Source organism: Paraburkholderia diazotrophica, assembly GCF_038900755.1.
Classification (GTDB): Bacteria; Pseudomonadota; Gammaproteobacteria; order Burkholderiales; family Burkholderiaceae; genus Paraburkholderia; species Paraburkholderia diazotrophica_A.
In genome coordinates this window covers 17,489-38,574 of sequence record NZ_JBBPEN010000012.1, presented here as the reverse complement: position 1 = coordinate 38,574, position 21,086 = coordinate 17,489, and the positions used below count along the sequence as shown (strand labels likewise).

Genomic DNA, 21,086 nt, shown 5'->3' with positions numbered 1-21,086 from the left:
TTGGTCGTTGACTGGAGGAGCATCTCATGTTCCGACGGAGGTTCGACCATGTTTGACCAACTTTTCAAGCGTGCGTCAGCGGTAGCCCGTCACTCGACGGCGCCTTTTGCCGAAGAACGGATTCGCTATCTGAATTACTGCGTGCATCGGGGTGACTCTTATTGGTCAGTACGACGTAAAGCCCATGACCTGCTTTGGATCGCACAAAGGCTCCAGCACCGTAATAACCTGCGTGTCACTGTCGATCAAGTACGATCACTCGTTGTCGGTCGCATCGATCGCGAGCGCGCAAGTGGTCCTCGGCTCGACTTACCCACTACACGAAGGAGGTTGATCGCCAACGCCTGCACATGGCTTCGATTCCTCGGCAGCCTGCGTGAACCTATCGAACACATACCGTTCGGCTCGCGGCTGGACGAATATGCCGACTGGGCAAGGCAGGAGCGCGGACTCAGCGACGCCACGATTGACCGATTCGGCCGAAACGTCAGGCAGTTCTTGAAGTGGTACGGTCCCCTCGGTCGACCACTATCGCGCGTTCAGGCCACGGATATCGATGGCTACCTTGCTTTCGGGAGGGACCGCGGGTGGTCGCGCGTTACCGTGAGCAATACGGTGGACGCCCTGCGGGCGTTCTTTCGCTTCGGTGGCCAGCAAGGGTGGTGCGAGGCGCATCTGGCAAACGCCATTCCGAGGCCCCGGATTTATGCATTGGAGGGATTGCCAACGGGACCATCGTGGCCAGATGTACAACGGCTTCTCGCCACTTTGAATACACTTCGTCCCGCCGACGTACGTGACAGAGCGATCCTGATGCTGTTTGCGATTTATGCATTGCGTGAGAGCGAAGTGGCGAATCTTCGCCTCGAGGATATCGATTGGCAGCATGATCAACTGAATATCCATCGCGCAAAAAGGGGTAAGGCGCAGGTATACCCGCTTCTGCCTTCAGTCGGCAACGCCATTGTTCGCTATCTGCGATCAGTCCGCCGGAATGACAAACATCGAGAGGTATTCCTGACTCTCGTGTCGCCGTTTCGTCCGCTTTCGCTGAGCGGTCTCTACGATATAGTCTCCTACAGACTGAAGTCGTTGAATATCCAGTCCTCCCACTACGGCCCACACTGTTTGAGGCATGCATGCGGAACCCGGTTGGTTACAGAAGGGTTGACCCTCAAGGAGATTGGCGATCATCTTGGACATCGCCGCACCGCGTCGACCCGCACGTACGCGAAGGTTAATCTGCCCGGTTTGCGTGAAGTGGCGGCCTTCGATTTGGGAGAGCTGGCATGAGACTTCAAGAACTCGTCGAGACCTACATCGCGTTCAAGGCTTCATTGGGTATGCGCTATCGATCACAATCCGCCGTACTCCGTGCCTATTGCCGCGCCATGGGTGATATAGACATCGAGGACGTCAGGCCAGGCGCAGTCCTGGCATTTATCACCGGCACTGGACCGGTAACCAATCGCTGGTTGGAATGCTACAGGGTCGTGGATGGCCTCTACCGTTATGCAATTGGACGCGGTTTTGCGAAGAGGTCTCCGCTTCCTGCGGATACCCCGAGGCATCCACCGTCGTTTGTCCCATACATATATACAGTTGATGAGCTAAAGCGGTTAGTGGCTGCAACTGAAATACTGCAAACACAGTTGTCTCCAATGTTGGCTCAAACCATGCGTAGCTTGCTCCTGCTTCTTTATGGGACGGGAATGCGCATTGGCGAGGCGCTATCGATCACCCTGCGGGATGTCGACTTGACGAGCAACACGATAACGGTTCGAGATGCTAAGTTCTTTAAGACACGTGTGATTCCCATCGGCCCACGGTTGGCAACCGTTTTGAGCGAATATCTGTCACGTTGTCGTCAGCTCCCCATGCCAGATGGTGACAACTCAGCGTTTCTTGCTACGCGTACTGGCCTTCACCTGAATTACAAGCGTGTGAATAAGCTGTTTTGCCGGCTTCGCCGAGCTGCACAGATTCAGCGCGAGTCTACGGCGCGTTATCAGCCTCGTATTCACGACATCCGACACGCCAGCGCGGTTCATCGGGTCATCGCGTGGTATCGCGTCGGCGCCGAGGTACAACGCCTGTTGCCGCAATTGGCCACTTACCTGGGGCATGTTGACTTGAGGTCCACGCAGCAGTACCTCAGCATGACGCCAGAACTGCTGCGGGAAGCCAGTTTGCGCTTTGATCGCTACGCGCAATCGGAGGTGTGAGATGCGTGACAATAACTCGATTGGACCATGGATACGCAGGTTCCTCCTGGAACACGTCGCCACAGAGCGCAATCTCGCGCGCAATACCCAACTCAGTTATCGCGATACGCTGGTCCTTCTGCTTCCGTTCCTGAGCAAGGCACTGGGGAAGCCAGTCGATCGCCTTTCGATCGATGATCTCTCGCCAGCCAGTGTGCGCTCGTTTTTGCGGTATCTGGAGAAGGAACGTCGCTGCAGCGGCGCCACGCGCAATCTGCGTCTGGCGACGATCCATTCGCTTGCGAAGTTCATCGGTATGCATAGCCCGGAGCATGTGGCGTGGTGTGCAGCATTACGTGGCGTTCCTTTCAAGAAGACCGCGTCATCAACTCTGACGTACCTCGACAAGCCGGAAATGGAGGCATTACTGCACACGCCTGACTTGCAAACGGCATTGGGAATGCGGGACCACGCCTTGTTGCTGTTCCTCTATAACACTGGAGCGAGAGCTGACGAGGCTGCTCATCTGTCATTGAACGATATCAAATGGGGAACCTCTCCTGCGGTACGCCTGGTCGGCAAGGGTAAGATGCGCTGGTGCCCCATCTGGCCTCGAACCGCGGACGTTCTAAAGCCGCTTGTTGCCGGACGCGCGTGCGGAGAATTCGTGTTTCTTAACCGGCTCAATCAACCGCTGACACGGTTTGGTATCTATGCCGTCGTGCGTCGAACGGTTGCCCAAGCTAGTCAGACTTTGCCGTCGCTGATGTCAAAGACCATCAGCCCCCATTGCCTGAGACACACCTGTGCCGTCCATTTGCTTCGTTCGGGCGTGGACATCAACACCATTCGGGCATGGTTAGGGCATGTCTCCTTGGATACCACCCATATCTATGCGGAGGTCGACCTGAAAATGAAGGCTAAAGCGCTTGCCCTGTGCGATCTACCGAAGGAGACGAGGACCAGGCCTTGGCATACTGATGCTGGCCTCATGAGTTTCCTGAAAGCCCTCTGACGATCGATAAGCAGACGAAATTAATGTTGCCGCGTATCGAAAGCGGGTACCGCCAGAATGGCATTCCAATCTTCGCGGCAACATAAGTTTCGGCAAAACATTTAATCGCAAGGACCGGTACGTGATGCTCTCGCCGCGGCTGCTCGAGATCCTGCGAACGTACTGGCACGACGCCCACCCGCGCGAGTGGCTGTTTCCGGGCAACATTCCCGGACAACCCATCAGCCGCGATGCCGTAGGCCAGGCATGCCAGCTTGCACGTAAGCGCAGCGGGATCCAGAAGCCAATAACACCGCATTCTTTGAGACACGCGTTCGCCACGCATCTGCTGGAAGCCGGTACCGACGTGCGCAGGATCCAGCTGCTCATGGGCCATAGGTCCCTGTCCACAACTTCGCGTTACCTTAAAGTGGCCACGAGCACTGTGTGCGCCACCACCAGTCCCCTCGACCTTCTTCCGCGCCCTGAACCCATTCCGTCTGCACCCGCTGCGCCCGAGTACTTCTGAACTTGGCGATGAGACCGGCGCTCGAGGTGGCGGACATCTTCCGCCGCTGCGGCCCGCAGTACCGGCAGACGCATGCCGACGCCCTCAGTCGTGCCCAGCGGCGCGCGATGAGCGCCATCGAACTGTGCCGCACCGCCGCACTCGGCGGACATGTTGAGCAGTGCGATACATGTGGACATCAGCGCATCACCTACAACTCGTGCCGGCATCGCGCCTGCCCGAAGTGCCAGTCACTCGCCCGTGTGCAATGGCTCGAACGCCGGCGCGCCGAACTGCTTCCCGAGGTGGAGTACTTTCATGTGGTCTTCACGCTGCCAGAACCCGTTGCGGCACTCGCGTACCAGAACAAACGCGTGCTCTACGACATGCTGTTTCGCACCAGCGCCGAAACACTGCGCACGATCGCCGCCGATCCGAAACATCTCGGCGCGGAGATCGGCTTCCTATCGGTCCTGCACACTTGGGGGCAGAATCTGCTGCACCATCCACACGTGCATTGTGTCGTACCGGGCGGCGGCATTGCCCCGCATGGCGAGCGCTGGATCGCCTGCCGGCCCGGCTTCTTCCTGCCCGTTCGAGTCCTCTCGCGCCTGTTTCGCCGCGTGTTCCTCGAGCAGCTGCGCCGCGCGTTCGACACCGGCGGGCTACGCTTCCATGGCCAGCTCGAGCCATTGCGCGATCCGCGAGCCTTCGCCGCCTGGCTCGCGCCCGCCGCTCACGCGGAGTGGGTCGTCTACGCGAAGCCACCGTTTGGTGGCGCCGCCCAGGTGCTTGACTACCTGGGCCGCTACACCCATCGAGTCGCCATCTCGAACGACCGGCTGCTGCGCCTTGATGGCGATTCCGTGCTGTTCCGGTGGAAGGACTACCGGCACGAAGCCCGTCACAGCACCATGACGCTCACGGCCAACGAGTTCATCCGCCGCTTCCTGCTGCACGTGCTGCCCGTCGGTTTCAAGCGCATCCGCAGCTACGGGTGGCTCGCCAACTGCCACCGGGCGGCGCGGCTCGCCACCTGCCGGCGGCTGCTCGGTGCGGGGCCGCCCGCCACTGGGTCACCCGCCATCGGGGAAGACTACCGTGACCGTTACCAGCGGCTCACCGGCAGGTCACTGCGTGACTGCCCGATGTGCGGCAAGGGCCACATGGTCCGCATCGAAGGCGCGCTGCCTGACGACACGCCTGGCATCCTGCCGCGGGCGCCACCGGATTTGAGCCATGTGCACTGAGCAGAGCCCGCGCCATCCCCGACCACGTTGGTCTTCCCCATGCGGCCAACGCGAAGCGACTCGTGCCTTGCCGTCTTCGCACCATCCCAATGTCCCGAAACTCTGCACTATCTGCCCGCTGACCGCCCATTCTCACTGTGTTCGCCCGACCGGTTGCGTCAGACCGCCTGCTTCCGGCGTGCGATGGCCACGCGTCGGATATTCCAAATCACCGCGCCGTTCATTCAATGCCCATAGAAGCGAACGCCTGCGGAGCGGTTTAGCACAAACGATTTTTTATTTACCGCTCGCGGACCGATTTCGCCGGCCCGACTCATGCATCTGAGGCCGCGACCGCTAAACAAAAAATCCTCTGCCTTATGCCGACTGCCCGATTATGCCGCGTCATGAATCCACGCACACAACGGTTGGGCGGATCTCTGTTCCCGGTCGCTCGGATTGTCGGCATTATCAGAGAGCCTCCAGGAAGGCGAGCAACGGATCTGGAGGTTTGTAGCGTGTCGGCGCGACGCCGCTCGCCGTGGCGTGCGCCAGCGCGCGTTCCTTGAGTTGCATGTCGGCGTGCAAGTAGATCTGAGGAGTAGTCTCGGAGGACTCGTGATCGAGCCAGAGCGCGATCACGGTTAGGTCGACGCCGTGATGCATCAGGCTCATCGCGGCCGTGTGTCTCTAATCTACCCAACGATATAACCGGCACTATATGCCGTGCCTGATTATGTCTTGTAGTCGCGTTATGACCTGTTTTTCCGGGTAAATGCATGACGCGGGAGAGAGATAATCTTTGACTCCTTCCATCCGGTCCCCGCGTTGGGGAAGGAGTCCATCGTGAAGTACGCCATTCATGATCAGGTCACTCTGTCGCGAGCGCCAGAAGGCCCGCTGGCTGACCATTTGATATCCTTTGCGAATGCGATCAGCGCTCAAGGATACAGCGCGAAGTCCATGAAGCAGCAGGTACGAATCGCCGCATGCTTTAGTCGATGGCTTAAGCAGACAGGTGTCAGCGTGCAGGACATTTGCTTCGACCATGCGAGACGGTATTTGCGCTATCGAGCCCGGCATGTCCGACCTTACCTTGGGGATCGAGCGGCACTCAGGCATCTCATCGATTTTATGCGGAGCGAGAGTGTGATTCCTGTCGAGAAGACAGCCACACGTCGGGTGCCGCCGGTTGAGATCTGTGCACAGGCATACGCGGAGTACTTGCGCGACGCACAGGCTCTCGCCGTGGCAACGGTCATTAACTACGTGCCATTCGTACGAGATTTTCTCCGCTATTGCTTCGGTGATGGGAAGGTCACGCTTTCGCGATTACGTGCCGCAGATGTCGTGGGTTTTGTGCAGCTTAACGCACCACGTTTGCATTTGCGGCGCGCGAAGCTCATGACCACCGCCCTGCGATCTTTTCTGCGCTACGTGCGCTATCGCGGCGACGTTGCGCTCGACCTGGCGGCTGCCGTTCCAGTCGTCGCCAACTGGTCGATGCCGTCAATTCCTCGCGCGATTTCTGCTGACCAGACGCGCCAGTTGCTGGCTAGCATCGATCGACGAACTGCAGTCGGTCGTCGCGACTACGCCATCTTGCTTCTCCTGGCGCGACTGGGATTGCGCTCTGGTGAGGTCGCCTTTCTTGAGCTTGATGATATCGACTGGGGCGCGGGCCAGGTGAGCGTACGCGGCAAGAGTGGCCAACGCAGCGAGCTACCGTTACCCGCGGACGTCGGCAAGGCGATCGCAGCGTATTTGCAGCATGGACGTCCTCATGGCGCTAGTCGTCGCGTCTTTTTACGTGCGAAGGCGCCCATCACAGGCTTTCGTGGACAAAGTGGCGTTGGCTCTCTCGTCCGGCATTCGCTTCAGCGCGCTGGCATCGACGCGCCCACCATGGGTGCCCATCAGTTCCGCCACGGCCTGGCCACCCAGATGTTGAGCCATGGAGCTTCCCTCAGCGAGATCGGCGAGGTGTTGGGTCATCGTCATCCACAGACCACGAAGATATATTCCAAGGTCGACATCAAGGCATTGCGCACACTCGCTTTGCCCTGGCCGGGAGGTGTACGATGAATACGCTTCGGCAGGCCGTTCAGGATTACCTCAATCTGAGGCGCAGCTTAGGATTCAAGCTGAAGGAAGCAGGCAAGGTATTGCCGGATTTCGTCGCGTTCATGGAGCGGCATCGTGCTTCATACGTTACCCAAGCGTTGGCTCTCGCCTGGGCTCGACAGCCATCGAATGTTCAACCCGCGCAATGGGCGCGACGACTGGGCTATGTACGCCAGTTTGCGCGCCATCGCAGTGCCACCGATCTCCGCACCGAGATACCAGCGCCGGGCTTGTTACCGTTTCAACCGAAGCGGGCCCGACCATACCTTTACTCGGCCAACGAGATCCGCGCACTATTGCGGGCTGCGCTTCGGATGCCATACCGCTATGAACGAGGAGCACTGCTGCCGTTGACTTATCATTGCCTGTTCGGATTACTGAGCGTATCGGGCATGCGTCTGGGTGAGGCGCGCAATCTTGAGATACAGGACGTGGATCTGACGGCGGGGATACTGACGATCCGTGGAGCGAAGCTGGGCAAGTCGAGGTTCGTTCCTTTGCATGCCTCGACCTGCAAGGTGCTCGCGGACTATATCGCACGACGCGAGCATCATTGGGTGGGGCGGCCAGTGTCTTCCTACCTGTTCGTTTCGAGCTGGGGAAACCGGATGGACTGCGGACAGATTCACCGCGCTTTCTATGCGTTGTCGCGGCAGATTGGCTTGCGCAGTGCATCCGACAGTCACGGCCCGCGTCTGCATGACATGAGGCACGTATTTGCGACGAACACACTTGTACACTGGTACCAGTCGGGCCAGGATTCCGAGCGCCGTTTGCCAATCCTGTCGGCCTACCTCGGCCATGTCCACATCGAGGATACGCAGTGGTATTTGAGCGGCTCGCCCGAACTGATGCGTGAGGCGATGCGCCGCCTCGAACAGCGCTGGGGGGACCGGCCATGACTACTTCCGCCACCTTTGCTCCGCTACTCGAGCGATTCTTCACGCAGCGTCTGATGCAGGAACGCCAGGCGAGCCCTCACACCATTAGTTCCTATCGCGATACCTTTCGTCAATTTCTGAAGTTCGTGCAGGCGCGCCTGCATAAGCCACCGTCTCGGCTGAACTTCGAGGAAATCGATGCTCCCCTGATTGTCGCGTTCCTTGACGAGCTTGAGAAGTGCCAGGGCGTTAGCGTTCGCACTCGCAATCTGCGCCTCGCGGCAATCCATTCCTTCTTTCACTACGCCGCTCTGGAAGCACCGGCTCATTCTGCCGAGATCCAACGGGTGCTTGCCATTCCCAACAAACGCTTCACCCGTGCGCTGGTCCAATTCCTTACCCGTCCCGAAGTCGACGCTTTGCTTGCCGCCCCCGATCAACGTACTTGGTCTGGCCGGCGTGACCACGCCTTTCTATTGGTTGCAGTACAAACTGGCCTGCGCCTGTCCGAGATGACCGGGCTCAATCGCGAGGACCTGATCCTCGGTGCCGGCGCTCACGTTCGTGTAATCGGAAAAGGTCGAAAAGAGCGCTGTACACCCATCGCCAGATCCACACTCGCCGTATTGAAAGCGTGGCTGCGAGAACCGCAACGCGGTAATGGAAAAGTACTGTTTCCCAGCGAGCGGGGCGAACGACTCAGCGTTCATGGCGTGCAATACCTGCTAAACAAACATCGCGAGACGGCGTGCAAAGTTTGCCCCTCATTGAAGCAGAAGCGGGTCACTGTCCACCGTTTGAGGCACACGATGGCCATGGATCTTCTGCAAGCAGGCATTGATCGATCTGTGATCGCGTTGTGGCTCGGACATGAATCTGTAGAAACCACGCAGATCTATCTCGAAGCGACGCTTGCGATGAAGGAGCAAGCCCTTGAGAAGACATCGCCGCCACGCGGCAAGCCAGGACGCTACCGGCCGGCAGACCAGCTCCTGAGCTTCCTGAACAGTCTGTAGGGTCACAAAATTATGTCGGGCGACCAACTGAGCCTGTCTGCTCTGCCAGCAGCCATTTTCGAACGATCGCGGACCTTCAATCACGTCACCCGACATAATCAGGGAGGGTAGATAGTGCCGAAGCGTGTGAGGTGTTATTGATTTTTTCTTCAGCGAGGGGCACGAGAGACGCGCGATTTCGGCGTTGCGCGACACGAGTCGCTGAAGAGCATCGGCACTGAGATGACCACCGCGCGAACTGGGGAAGACCGGATCACCTGGTTCGCCTGGTTGATACAACAGCCATGATTTCAGGACGGCAACGACATCCGGTCGCAGCGGAGTGCATCTCATCTTTCTGCCTTTGCCAAGGCAACGGACGTGGGCGCCTGTGCCGAGCATCACATCCTGGCGCCGAAGAGTGGTCAATTCGCTGTTGCGCAGACCCGTTCGAACCGCTACAAGAAGCAGCGTCCGGTCGCGGTTGCCGATCCACGTTCGTACGTCAGGCGCCCCTACCAGAGCGGCGGCCTCGCTCTCGGTCAGAAACTCAACAGGGCCGTGCTCGCAGCGCTTAGATGGAATTGCAAGAATGCGCTGACACTGCAGAAACAACGCAGGCTCGCTGACCGCGACGAACCGGAAGAAGGCATGCACGGCAGCAAGCCGCGTGTTGCGTGTTCGCACCGAATTGCCTCTGCCGCGTTCGAGGTGCTGTAGGAATTCCTCGATCAACGACACGTCGAAGTCCTCGATTCGCAGCTTTGACGGCGCGCGCCCTATATGCTTCGTGGCGAACGCTAGCAGCAGCCGGAACGTGTCACGGTAACTTGCCACCGTATGCGAACTCAGACCTTGCTGTTCGAGCAGGCGCTGGGTAAAAAACCGCTGAACGAGGGATGGGAGGCGGGCGGCGCTCACGGCCGTTCCCCGGGACAGGTCTTGTCGAGATAGGCTGCCGCGAGTTCAAGCAGCTCGGAACCGCTTCGATGTACCAGTACGTAAGACCGATGTTGACATGCCCGAGGTAGGCGGCAAGTTTCGGCAATTCCCGACTTACGTCCAGACCGGCGCGATACCACTCGACCAGCCGTCCAGTCGCGAAGCTATGCCGGAAGTCCTGGAGGCGCGGGCCGTAACCATCGCGCCCATCCTCTGTCGCCGATCGCAGACCGATCGCGCGCGACATTCTGACGAACATGCTTCGCACAGTGCAGGCCTTCAGGCGGTTGCCGCGCTCACTAACCAGGAACGCCTCGCTCGATCGTAAAGGATAGACTTTATCGCGCTTCTGGGCATAGTGTTCGAGTGCCAACCGGGTCGACTCTTGCACAGGAACAAAGCGAGACTTGCCGAACTTCGACTCCCGGATGGAGAGTATCCCGCTCACGAGGTCAACATCGGACCGGTCGAGTCGAAGCGCTTCGCCTGGCCTGAGGCTCGTCGCTACAAGAAGCCCTATGAGCGTCGAATAGGTCAGTGCTCGCATGCCGGTTCGCGAGCGCAGTTGAGCGGCCTGCGTCATGAGCAGGTCAATTTCCTGCTCAGTGTAAATCGGCGCGAGTCAAGCTAGTTGTCGCCTCGGTCATGCAGCCAATTGCTGTATATCGATGCTGCCAGAATGCGTCTTGACGATGGCATCGCGTTCGGGGTTTAGAGTCACTGCACCGATAGGAGTCCAGTCGCGCGTGGCACCCGACCAGCGCTGCGGATTGCGCGCGCGAGCCTGGAGATATACCTCGTGACGAGCGGCGAGGATCGCAGCGTCTTCACCTGCGTGACGCTGTGCGGGGCTCACGTAACGGATGCCACTGTGTCGGTGATCATGGTTATACCATTGCACGAAGCGCGAAGCCCAGGCGCGAGCCTCCTCCAGGTTCGCAAAGCCCGTGTCAGGGAATTCTGGCCTGTACTTGGCCGTCCGGAACAGGCTTTCGACATACGCGTTGTCATCGCTCACGCGCGGACGCGAGTACGACGGCTTGACGCCAAGCCAGTTCAACATCGCCAGGACGGTCGTGGCTTTCAGGGTCGAGCCGTTATCGCCGTGCAGCACTGGCCTGGTCGCCATGGCGTGGATGCCCTCGGCCAGCGCAGTGCGCTTGACCAGGTGCGCCGCATGGTCCGAATCGTCACTGTCGTGCACTTCAAAGCCCACGATCTTGCGACTGTACACGTCCATAATCAGGTACAGGTTGAACCAGCGGCCAACGATTTCGGCGGGCAAATACGTCATGTCCCAGCACCACAACTGGCGCGGGGCCGTGGCGATATGCGTCGTCGGTGGACGGCTCTTGCGCGGTGCCCTGGCGCGGCCCCGGTGCTGGTTCTGTCCATGCGCGCGCAACACACGCTGGAAGCTCAATTCGCTGGCCAGGTACACGCCTTCGTCGGCCAGCATGGGGACGATGCGCGCCGGGGGCATGTCGGCAAAGCGAGGTTCGTTGGCCACTTGCAGGATTCGCTCGCGCTCCGCTGGCGTCAGTGCATGGGCCGGCGTCGGCCGCACTGCAGCGGGCCTGCCATCACCCGATACGAGCCCATCGCTGGCCTTCCAGCGCTGCAGGCTGCGCTGGTCGATGCCAGCGACCTCACAGGCCTGTTGCAGCCGCGCGCCGTCCTGCCGCGCCGCTTCGATGTCCCGGGCCAGCGTCTGGCGATCTTCGAGCCCGATCATTCGTCCTCGCCTTTGTCCTTGTTGAAGATCGCCGAGACTTTTTTTGACAGCACCAGCAACGCTGCTGTCTCAGCCAGGGCCTTGTCCTTTCGCCGCAGTTCTCGCTCGAGCTCCTTGATGCGCCGGCGGTCTTCCTTGGTCTGCTGCGCACTGGCGCGCTTGTGCGTGGGCTCGGCAAGCGCCTGCGTTGCGCTGTCGCGCCATTGCTGGAGTTGCTGTGGGTACACGCCGTGTTCGCGGCACTAGGCGCTGCGGGCTGACTCGTCCATCGCTGCCGTGATGATCACAGCCTCCAGGCGTGCCGCAGCCGTCCAGTCGCACTCGCGTGCAGGCTTGGCCAGCTCTTCACTGCGCCAGCGCTCCAGCGTATCTACGCCCACGCCAATCTCCCTGGCCACCAATTCCAGCGGGGCACTCTCCGGCGGCAGCAACCGCGCCACCGCTCTGTTCTTAAAGACTTGTCCGTATCGAGCCAACTTGTTCTCTCATCATCGCCCCCTTGCTTTGAAAACTGGCGGCGCGGGGGCCGGCGCCTTCGGCGCCAGCCTACCACCACCATCTACAAGACTTGAAATCAGGAAAGATTCAAGTTCTATTCGGGCGACAACTATTTTGCCTCGGGGGGAAATATGCGGGGCATTGCGCCGTCTTCAAGCAGTCAGGAGTCCTACTGGATGAATCTGGTTTCGACTGTCAATGACGTTCATCCATCTGGCGAATCTTCTGACTTGGGAGAGGCGACGCCCCCACGTGGCACGTTCGACGAGTACGGGAGTCGTCGCCCAGCGCAGAGCCAGATCGGTGGTAATGAACTCAGCACCTTCATGTTCCAGAAGATCAACGAAATGGCCGAGTGCCAATGCAGGTTCATAGAACGACGCCCCGAGAGCACGGCGGACCGCTACGTACCGAGCGAGAGATTCGCGGATCGCAGTCATATCGCACCTCCCGCCGTGGGCCACGAGCGGGCGATCCCACGCAGGTCCTCAAACGCGACCTTTGCGCAGATCGCGGTACTGTCTTGTGAGCGGTGTCGCAAGACCCCGGCTATTTCTGCCATCGAGGCCCCGTGGCGAATCATCGTCGTCGCCAGACCGTGACGGAACAGATGTGCGGCGCCCCGGCACGCGGGGCGGAAACCGGCACGTGCGAAGGCCTGACAAACAATCTTGCCAATCGCCGCCGGCCCCGCCAAACCAACCCGAGGTGCCAATCTGCGAAGGAAGACGCGCCGCGATGCACTCGCTCCGCGACCATCGCGGAGATATGTTGCGATCGCTTCTCCGACCTCCGATGGCAGCGGGACGTGCTCGACCATCTGCCCCTTGCCATGAACGACGAGTTCCCCCGAACCCCAGTGAATGTCGTCGAGCTCGATTGCGACGATTTCTCCGGCACGTAAGCCGAGCCGCGCCAACAACAGCAGGATTGCATAGTCACGGCGCCCAGTCCGAGTCGACCGGTCTGCAGATGCAATGAGAGCTTCTTGCTGCTCAGGCGTGAGGAACGTCGGCATAGTCGACTGTCGCCACTTACGAACCGAGGGCACTGACTCATACAGATCTCGGGCCGTATCGCCGCGCAGAAAGAGGAAATGGCAGAACGAGCGAAGCGCAACTGCCATCAGCCGCGTGTACTCCGCCGATCGACCTTTGCTGCGGGCAAGAAGATGATTCCGGATCGTTACCGCGTCAAATGCATCTGGCAATAAACTTCCGTCGCCGGCCGCGTGGCTGTTGAGAAAGTCGCGAATGAACGGGCCGTAGACGAGCAGAGAGTTCTTCGCGAGTCCACGATCCTGCTTCAGATAGTCCAAGTATCGGCCATAAATGTGCGCGATCGCGGGCTGGCTGCCCAACGTCGGCGGACACACAATGGTTTCGGCGCGCAGATAGGCGAGAAACTGCCGTAATGTGGGTCTCGCACGCTGGACGCGGTCTCGTGATGCGTCGATCATGCGCTTCATAAAACGAGCCGTGACAGACAGGTCGATGTTCCTGTTCTTCATCCACCCAGAGAACGCATACAGGACCCTTCGTTTCTTGCGAAGCGTTACCTCGGAATTGTGTGCCACCCGTAGACGATCAAGAAATGCATCGATGTAATGGGCCGGCAGCCCGCCGGATTCGCTGACCGTACGTATCGCCTTCATCTGATCTCTCCTGGCCAGCGCGATAGCCAGCCTGAGAAATCATACGTTTATGCCGATACAGCGATCATGAAAGGCCATCCCCACCGCCACGCGCATGCACGACGCGGCATAATCGGGCAGTCGGCATAATTTCTTTGAAAATTCCATTCGCCCGTTTGTCGTTGCACGCAAGGGCTTCCTGTTCGCAGATACGGTTGCCGGCGCACATGCCAGCGCAAATCTATTTAGTCTCGTTGAAACATGCAAGGCCAACGGTATCGATCCATACCGTTACCTGACCTGGCTGTTCGAGCGCCTGCCTCTGGCAAAGACCGCGGACGACTACGAGGCGCTCGTGCCTTGGCGGATGCCGGCCCCCCGGAACTGATTCGCAGCATATCCACTCCACGAATCAACGCGCCTGTCCACCACTCAGAGGGACGGCGATAATGGATCGCTTACTATCAACCACTAGTCTTTCCTTGTGGGTCGTCGTGCGCCGAACTCGTAGGGTGTGCGCACCTTGCCCTTCGCCAGACATTCAACCTCTGGTGCATGTAGGGCGTAGCTTGTTTTTGTCCTTCGGCTTCTGCGACAGAATCCGCTTCGTGCGCTCAATCAGCTCCTGCAGGGTCGCGCGGTTCGAGTCCACGACCTGGTCGATCTGCCGCTCTACATCGCGCATCACGCGTCCAGCGCGCGAGCGTAGCGAACGCAATGCCTTCCTCATACGCTTGTACTGCTTCGCGTGAGCGTAGCGGCCAATCTGACGCGCTAGGTGTGGCGCCTCGCGATTGTAGTTCTGCCGCAGCTTCAATCCGAGTCGTGCCGCAGCCTTCACCAGATGTTCGCGACACCGCTCGAGCAGGCGCAAATCGGTTGGATGGGCGATCGCCTTTTGCATGACCGTCGTGTCGACAATTACACACTTTGCGCTTGACGCCTTGATCACGCCCGCGCGCTTTGCCGCTTCGATCGTCTCGGCCAGCAACTCCTCAACTCCGGCTTCACCCAGGCGCTTGCGCCAGCGCGTCAGGCTCGACGGATCGATCGGCGGCTCGGTCTGTAAAAATATTTCGCCGGTGAAGACCTGCCAGTACGGGTTTTCCACCCATTGCCAGACCACCTCCTCATCCGACAGCTCGAACGCATGCTGGAGATACAACAAGCCAGCAATCAGCCTCGGTGAGGTGGCCGGTCGACCCTTGCGTGAGACGAAGCTCGCGCTCATCGACGCATTCAATCCACCCCAGTTGATCAGATCGGCCAGACGCACCAGCGGATGCTTCAGGTTGATCTGCTCGCGCAGAGGATGCTGGAACAAATCGCCTTCGCTCACCGCTGTCTTCGGACCCATCCAGACCTCGACGGAATTTGCAGGACACAACCCATAATCTGCCAGGTTCCTGCAAATGCATCAACAACTATCAGCTTCACACCCTTGCTGCGCAAGGCGCTTCGAGTTTCTCAGGGCCGACTACAGAGCATCGATGACGCGAGACGTATTGCCCGCGTGTTCGCCAATACCGAGGGTGTCAACGACGTACGGGCGGAGGCATACGCCGATGTTTGGTTTGACGCCGGTAAGGATGCCGATGCGTCGACGGCCGACGCGCTGCGTGCCTACTTACGCCGCCGCTTTGCTGCGGCAGTCTAGCCAAGGGAAAATAGCTCTTTTGACGGGAAATTTTTTACGCAGAGTGAGTAGCGAATATTGGAGGCAGTATGACTGACGACCAGGGCAACAAGCCCAAGCTGAGCGAGGCGGAAGTGGCAAACATCGATGCCATCACGGCGAGGGTCAAGAGCGGGCAGCCGATTCTGAACTTCCTGATTGAGCCGCCGTTTAATTGTACGGTGGAGTCGAACATGCTCCACATGACGCCCCTTGCCTCGGCTTAGGCGTCAGCGATACGTAGCAGTGGTCCGCCTGAGCTTGAGTGCAGGGGCAGTGGCGGGGCTGCGAGACTACCTCAACAAACTGGATATCAACGTCAACGCCGATGGTACGGGCGCTGCTGGTCCACATATCTTCCTTGTGGTCGACGGTCGTCCGATTCACAAGGCCACGCTTATCCAGGACTTCGTGAAAGCCCAGAACGGCCCGCTCAAACTGTTCTACCTGCCTACGCATTCGCCGCATTTGTACCCCGATGAGCAGGCCTGGGCGCATGTGAAGCGCAGCGTCTCCGAGCGCCATCTACAGACCAAGGACGAGATGAAGTGGACTTGCCATCGGCAGTCTATGACGTATTCAAAAGCTGCCCGAATTGATGAAGTCCTTCTTTCGCCAGCCCGAATGCGAATATGCCTCCATGTGACGTTTCTTTCGGAATGTTAGTAAAAAAACAGGGGCTGGCTTTGGAGCGCCAGCCCGACAGGTTCGCTCGCGCGATCCGCACGAACCCCATTAACGCGATAGCTGTCCAGTTTAGAATTTATGACGCAACCCGACGCGTGCAACTATCTGATTGCGATTCGACGATACGTCATCTGCTGCCGGCACAAAGGCATAGTCGAGTACAGTTCCAGTGCGGTCGCCACCAACATGCTGATACCCACTCTGGACATATACATCAGTGCGCTTTGACAGCAAGTAATCGGCCATGAGGCCGACCGTCTGGTAGTTTGGCTTTTGCTGTCCGCTCGTAGCGTTAAACTCACTCTTGGTATACGTATACATCGCACCGACGAAGAAGGTCGGGGTGAATTGGTACTTACCGTTGATTTCAAAATTCTGGTAACGTAGGTTAGAAAGCGTACCTGAAGGTGGCGTAATCGTGCCGACGTAACCCGAAGACACTGGATTCGCGACGAAGGTATTCGAATACGAGAAACCGACGTTGGCTGAACCGAACGTGTAGGTTGCGCCCGCGCCGAAAATGCGCAGCTTGCTACCGAGGAAGTTTTCGTCTGCAACCGGATTGTTGCCGATTGCACCACCTGCGGTGGACGACTGGTTGTTTGCTTGTAGATAAGCTGCTTCGAGAAGCAGCCCACCGGCACTGTACTCGACGCCCATGCTGTAAGCACGATTATTGGCGAAGTTGGTATCGTTACTGAAACTATAAGTGCCTCCAAATGTAAGTCCGCCGATCTTTGGACTCGTATACTTGATGGTGTTGTTAACGCGGAACGTAAGGTCCGTATTGTCGTTATCGTATGGATGGGCGAACACGGCGCCAGCCCACGCACCATTTGCGGTGGTTTGAGCAAGGTAGCCGACGATGGAGTCGTACTGTCGACCGAGAGTAACCGTCCCGTAACGGTCCGATGCGACGCCGACCCATGCCAGTCGCCCAAACATCAAACCACCTTGACCGAGCTTGCCATTATTGACATTGAAGCCGTTCTCCAGCTGGAAAACTGCCTTGAGACCGCCGCCGAGATCTTCCGCTCCTTTTAATCCCCAACGACTCCCTTGAGCGGTCCCGCTCTGGAGCTCAAATAGCTTTTTGCCACCGACGTTGTTTGTGTAGTTAATGCCTTCATCGATCAGACCGTAGAGTGTCACGGTACTTTGGGCCATTGCGGGAGCCGCGCTCGCCGTCATCACAAAAGCTGCAAGAAGTTTTGTTTTCATTAAGGTCTCCAAACCTTATATTATGGATCTGAGTGCTTCATTTTGCCAACCATGATCGGGAAGGCGGGCTTTTCGCTTCTCTTCATTCAGGAAAGTCGACGTCGATTACCTCCTGTAAATGTCGAAAGTGAAGTGCTTTTCTCACTCCGGTCATACGTGCTGTCGTTTGCGGAGGATTACCGATCGAACCGTTGCTTGCTTCGGACGGGCTTCCTCGACGCTTTATCACGCCGATCCCGACGCTGGGAACCGAAGGTGACGGTGTTGTGCTAATTTGGAAGCCTAACGAAACTGAAATCAGGGGCAGGGCAGGATTCAAGAATCCGAAATTAGTGTCGGCCCCACGCCAATGCCGCATCGAGCTGCCCGGTCTAGAGGCCATTTCGCATCTGGTCCTGCGAAGGGTGGGGCGCAATGTCAACGCCATTCATCCAATGCTTCCGTGCGTAGGCTTTCCGCCGGCTTCCCTGCAATACTCCGATACGTTTGCCTTTGAGCGCTTCGAGCATTGCCATCAGAGCCGAGCCGCTCCTTGCAAACACCGTACTGCTGCTTTTATTGCGCCGGTGACGTTGGGCTCGCACGCTTCTGGCACAGCATGAGACTCAATGACGACTAGGCTGGAACCGCATAACCGTCGACGACAAGCCGCTTGAGGGCGTCGATTTCAAACGGTTCAATTTCGGGAAGAATGTCGTTGTCCGCCGCAAAGTTCCTGCCGTAACAAGCACCGAGGATTGCCACGCCGGCCTCGTGTAAGGGTGCTCCCACCTCAGCAAGCTCGGCGAGTCGAAGCGTCGGTACCAATCCGAACGGCACGTCTTCGATCACGTAGCGCGTAGCGATGTCTCTCGGCCCGGGCGGATCATTGCCTTGCCGAACAAGTTGCTCCGAAATTGCCGAAAGTGAGTCATCCACCACCCCAAAAGACAACCTGGAATGATCGAAGGTTGTTCTCACTGTTTTTCCAAACGCTGCTGCGATCGCTAGCCTTTCTGTGTCTAGCGCCTCCAGGAGTCTACCGACCGTTGGCGTTAGATTTGAGTTTTGGCCCCAGCTTTCGCCCCTCTCAATACGGGTCAAGTTGGCTAGGGCAATCCCCATGTGATCTTGCGGATTGATGTTGCTGAGCGTGAGCGTCAGCATGTCGTCCTTCAGTGCGAACCGGTCACCGAAAAGTGAAATACAGGTGGTATAAATCCCGTGGCTGTGCCGAGCTGGAATTGCGGCCATGTCGACCCTGGCGCGGATCGTGCCTACGGTTATAGCTGTCGCAGACTGAGCCTTGCACGTTAGCGCTGTGGTGCTCCACGCCGCTATGGGGATGGCGATCCCCCGCTTCGCGAGGCCCCGGGAAAGGTAGAGAGCGGCAAATGAAAGATGAGCGCTGATGATGACGCTTTGGTGTCTGCGAATATGCGGGATGATTCTGTCGAGGACGAATCGGTATCCGTAGGCCGGTAATGCCAAAATAATGATATCGGCGTTGCCAACATCTTCCGGTCTGCCACAAACTTCCAAGTAAAACTCCCCCTCGATTGCTCCTTTTGCGCGAAGGGGAGTGCCAGTAACGAAATCTGCAGTCCGGGCTCCGGATGGAGACCAAACCTTTGGTTTATGTCCGTTCTGTATAAGATAGGCCGCGTAACCTAAAGCGATGGCGCCGGCTCCTACGATCGTCACTTGCATTTTGGTTTCTGTCTTGAAATAGCCTGCTGGCCGTGCACGACCAAGGCGGTTACGTACTACTGGACTAGCATGCTGTTGAAATACACCTCGCTGATACGCGGCCCATCATTCCAACGAGCCGCCGCGCGAGGTTGGTTTATGTCGATTTGATGCCGGATTTGCTTAACTCAGGTCAAACCAATGTCATCTTCTCGCCGAAGTTCGCTCCTTCGCCGCTTTAGTGGCGAGCGTGCGCATGCGAGTCAAGTTGTAGGCCGCCTGAGTCAACAGGAAGAGTTGGTCAACTCGCTGCAGCCCTCGATACATCACCTGCCGAATCCTGCCGACCGTCTTGCTCCAGCCAAAAACCTGCTCGATGCATTTGCGCTTGCGCTGACTGATGGCGTAGCCGGGCCAGCGCGTTGTACGTCCGTCAATGGCCGAGCCGCCCGCACGGCCATCGTTTTGCGCGACATGCAGCGTCACGCCATTTGCGCGACACGTTGCCACGAAGCCAGCCGTGTCGTAGTTTTTGTCAGCGCCGATCGTAATCGATGTAACGGCAAACTGCGCGGCATCCGCAAGCATCCCGCCCGCTGTGTCTCGCTCGGCTGTGCCGTTGGCCTGCGTTACCTGTGCGTTCACCACGAGGCCATGCCGGCTATCCGTCAGCACGTGCCCCATATAGCAAAGCATCGCGCCCGTACCTTACGTCTGTTGCGCTTCACAATAGAGAAGCCAAAATCTCGTGTCAAAGTCCGGTTTGAACATCGACCTATTCTGAGAGGTTATGGTTGCGCAGGCGCCTTTAGTACTACAGTCGTAGATATGGCGGAGGCACACCACCGCGTCGTCGGTAATGGCACTGCTGGGCACGGTACTGATGTCGGCGCCGCCACATTGACCACGACACGACATGCTCAATGGAGTGGAGCGTTCGCCATATCAGTCGACACAGCAACCGCCGGATTTCCTGAACGCTGAATGGCAGTGAACCTTCAGCTGTTTTTTTGGCCTGTGCCCTCAGGGCAGCAAGCACCGCGTGCGCCAGCAATGCCAGCGTGATGTGACGGTACCAGCCCTGCCAGCGACGCACCTCATATTGATCGAGGCCGCACTCGCCCTTGGCGGCCTCAAATCCGACCTCGATTTCCCATCGCCTGCCGGCGACGTTGACCGGCGTCTGACGGGTAACCTTGGTGCGGGGTGCGTAGACGACGTAATACGCGTGTTCGTGGCTCTCGTCGAGACTGCGCCGCACCAGCAGGTAATGGCCAAAGCGACGCTCCTCGGCGCTCAGCTGCAGGCGCCATAACGGTGTGAGTGCCCAGTCATACAGACGCTCGCCTTTTGCGCCGATTCCGGCCGAGAGGCGGCGCCAGGCACGTGGAGGCAACGCTTGTGCGATCCTGTCGGCACGCACCGAGGTCGGGCCCTGCCACCACAGCGGTTCATTCTTTGCGACCGCCAGCACGAACGCTTGCCCGCGCGATTCGAGCCATAGCCGCAAGAGCCGGTCACCGCCCATACACCTCATCACCTGTAACCCAGCCGCAGGGCACTCCGGCATCCAGCGCCCGTTCCAGCATCACGCGCGCGAGTTGGGGCTTGGTTGCAAATTCCACGTCATCGGGCACGCCCGCCGCCCGGCAGCGACTGCGATCATCGATCCAGCCCTGCGGGACGTACAACTCCCGGTCGATAAATGCGCTGCCCCCGTTTCCTGCGTAGCACAGGAATACACCGATCTGGCTGTTCTCGATGCGACCCGTCTCATCCACAATAAGTACCGCCTCACGCTCACCGATCTGCTCTACGACGTATTCGCGCAATACGTCGCGCGCCGCTCCGGCATCCCACTGCGCTCTCTCGAGAAGGTGTTGCACACCATCGGGTGTAGCTTCGCCAATCCATTCTGCGAGCTCCAGCCGTTCTTGCGCTCGACTGTACCCAGCAGGCCCTTTAGATAGGCTAGCGAACGCTGCCGCGGTTCAGCGCGCCTGAACAGGCTAGCCAGTCTCTCATGCAAGACATCCAATTCATGTTCCCACGCCTTCGCGATTTCTTTCATATTCTATACAAAGTAGTAGTA

The 21,086-nt window shown here is 58.6% G+C and carries 13 protein-coding genes and 8 pseudogenes; 11 read left to right on the top strand and 10 right to left on the bottom strand.

What is annotated here, in order from left to right:
• The first annotated feature begins 48 nt into the window (after positions 1-48).
• Genes AABE10_RS29570 through AABE10_RS29550 form a run of 5 tightly spaced genes read left to right on the top strand, consistent with a single transcriptional unit; the run spans position 49 to position 4,956 of the window.
• A complete protein-coding gene (locus tag AABE10_RS29570) occupies positions 49-1,293 on the top strand; it encodes a tyrosine-type recombinase/integrase (protein WP_342936730.1) in 1,245 nt (414 codons plus the stop codon).
• Positions 1,290-2,225 (top strand): tyrosine-type recombinase/integrase, encoded by a 936-nt coding sequence (locus AABE10_RS29565; protein ID WP_342936729.1) that lies wholly within the window; start codon positions 1,290-1,292, stop codon positions 2,223-2,225. Before AABE10_RS29570 ends, AABE10_RS29565 begins: the two co-directional genes overlap by 4 nt.
• A 1-nt stretch (position 2,226) precedes the next feature.
• Positions 2,227-3,219, top strand: a complete 993-nt coding sequence (locus AABE10_RS29560; RefSeq protein ID WP_342936728.1) for a tyrosine-type recombinase/integrase — start codon at positions 2,227-2,229, stop codon at positions 3,217-3,219.
• A 19-nt stretch (positions 3,220-3,238) separates the two neighbouring features.
• A complete protein-coding gene (locus tag AABE10_RS29555) occupies positions 3,239-3,727 on the top strand; it encodes a tyrosine-type recombinase/integrase (RefSeq protein WP_342936791.1) in 489 nt (162 codons plus the stop codon).
• 8 nt (positions 3,728-3,735) lie between these two features.
• A complete protein-coding gene (locus AABE10_RS29550; protein ID WP_342936727.1) occupies positions 3,736-4,956 on the top strand; it encodes an IS91 family transposase in 1,221 nt (406 codons plus the stop codon).
• A gap of 450 nt (positions 4,957-5,406) precedes the next feature.
• On the opposite strand, the pseudogene AABE10_RS29545 reads toward AABE10_RS29550, so the two are convergent.
• Positions 5,407-5,613, bottom strand: a pseudogene (locus AABE10_RS29545) (integrase); the annotation flags it as partial.
• A 168-nt stretch (positions 5,614-5,781) separates the two neighbouring features.
• Between AABE10_RS29545 and AABE10_RS29540 the strand changes: the two are divergent.
• Genes AABE10_RS29540 through AABE10_RS29530 form a run of 3 tightly spaced genes read left to right on the top strand, consistent with a single transcriptional unit; the run spans position 5,782 to position 8,956 of the window.
• A complete protein-coding gene (locus AABE10_RS29540; protein ID WP_342936726.1) occupies positions 5,782-7,020 on the top strand; it encodes a site-specific integrase in 1,239 nt (412 codons plus the stop codon).
• Positions 7,017-7,961: a tyrosine-type recombinase/integrase gene (locus tag AABE10_RS29535; RefSeq protein WP_342936725.1), complete on the top strand. Its 945-nt coding sequence runs from the start codon at positions 7,017-7,019 to the stop codon at positions 7,959-7,961. Before AABE10_RS29540 ends, AABE10_RS29535 begins: the two co-directional genes overlap by 4 nt.
• Positions 7,958-8,956, top strand: a complete 999-nt coding sequence (locus AABE10_RS29530) for a site-specific integrase (RefSeq protein WP_342936724.1) — start codon at positions 7,958-7,960, stop codon at positions 8,954-8,956. Before AABE10_RS29535 ends, AABE10_RS29530 begins: the two co-directional genes overlap by 4 nt.
• Positions 8,957-9,124: 168 nt before the next feature.
• Here the strand turns inward: AABE10_RS29530 and AABE10_RS29525 are convergent.
• From AABE10_RS29525 to AABE10_RS29510, 4 genes and pseudogenes are all read right to left on the bottom strand, one after another.
• Positions 9,125-9,772: pseudogene (locus AABE10_RS29525) on the bottom strand (tyrosine-type recombinase/integrase); the annotation flags it as partial.
• Positions 9,756-10,424, bottom strand: coding sequence for a tyrosine-type recombinase/integrase (locus AABE10_RS29520; protein WP_342936723.1), 669 nt, complete (start codon positions 10,422-10,424; stop codon positions 9,756-9,758). The pseudogene AABE10_RS29525 and the gene AABE10_RS29520, both read right to left, overlap by 17 nt.
• Positions 10,425-10,520: 96 nt before the next feature.
• Positions 10,521-12,088: pseudogene (locus AABE10_RS29515) on the bottom strand (IS3 family transposase).
• A 458-nt stretch (positions 12,089-12,546) separates the two neighbouring features.
• Complete coding sequence (locus tag AABE10_RS29510; protein WP_342936722.1) at positions 12,547-13,764, bottom strand: site-specific integrase; 1,218 nt, start codon at positions 13,762-13,764, stop codon at positions 12,547-12,549.
• A gap of 136 nt (positions 13,765-13,900) precedes the next feature.
• On the opposite strand from AABE10_RS29510, the pseudogene AABE10_RS29505 reads away from it, so the two are divergent.
• Positions 13,901-14,131 (top strand): annotated as a pseudogene (locus tag AABE10_RS29505) (transposase domain-containing protein); the annotation flags it as partial.
• Positions 14,132-14,170: 39 nt separating this feature from the next.
• Here the strand turns inward: AABE10_RS29505 and AABE10_RS29500 are convergent.
• A pseudogene (locus AABE10_RS29500) lies at positions 14,171-15,100 on the bottom strand (IS5 family transposase); the annotation flags it as partial.
• A 368-nt stretch (positions 15,101-15,468) separates the two neighbouring features.
• Between AABE10_RS29500 and AABE10_RS29495 the strand changes: the two are divergent.
• Both AABE10_RS29495 and AABE10_RS29490 read left to right on the top strand, forming a co-directional pair.
• Positions 15,469-15,645 carry a hypothetical protein gene (locus tag AABE10_RS29495; RefSeq protein ID WP_342936721.1) on the top strand — a complete coding sequence of 59 codons (177 nt, stop codon included), beginning with the start codon at positions 15,469-15,471 and terminating at the stop codon, positions 15,643-15,645.
• A 109-nt stretch (positions 15,646-15,754) separates the two neighbouring features.
• Positions 15,755-16,064 (top strand): annotated as a pseudogene (locus AABE10_RS29490) (transposase); the annotation flags it as partial.
• Positions 16,065-16,174: 110 nt separating this feature from the next.
• Here AABE10_RS29490 and AABE10_RS29485 read toward each other — a convergent pair.
• From AABE10_RS29485 to AABE10_RS29470, 4 genes and pseudogenes are all read right to left on the bottom strand, one after another.
• Positions 16,175-17,326: a porin gene (locus AABE10_RS29485; protein ID WP_342936720.1), complete on the bottom strand. Its 1,152-nt coding sequence runs from the start codon at positions 17,324-17,326 to the stop codon at positions 16,175-16,177.
• 615 nt (positions 17,327-17,941) lie between these two features.
• Entirely contained in the window at positions 17,942-19,015 is a 1,074-nt protein-coding gene (locus tag AABE10_RS29480) for an NAD/NADP octopine/nopaline dehydrogenase family protein (protein WP_342936719.1), read from the bottom strand.
• A 183-nt stretch (positions 19,016-19,198) separates the two neighbouring features.
• Positions 19,199-19,699: pseudogene (locus tag AABE10_RS29475) on the bottom strand (transposase); the annotation flags it as partial.
• A 301-nt stretch (positions 19,700-20,000) separates the two neighbouring features.
• Positions 20,001-21,065: pseudogene (locus AABE10_RS29470) on the bottom strand (IS701 family transposase); the annotation flags it as partial.
• Between the last annotated feature and the right edge of the window lie 21 nt (positions 21,066-21,086).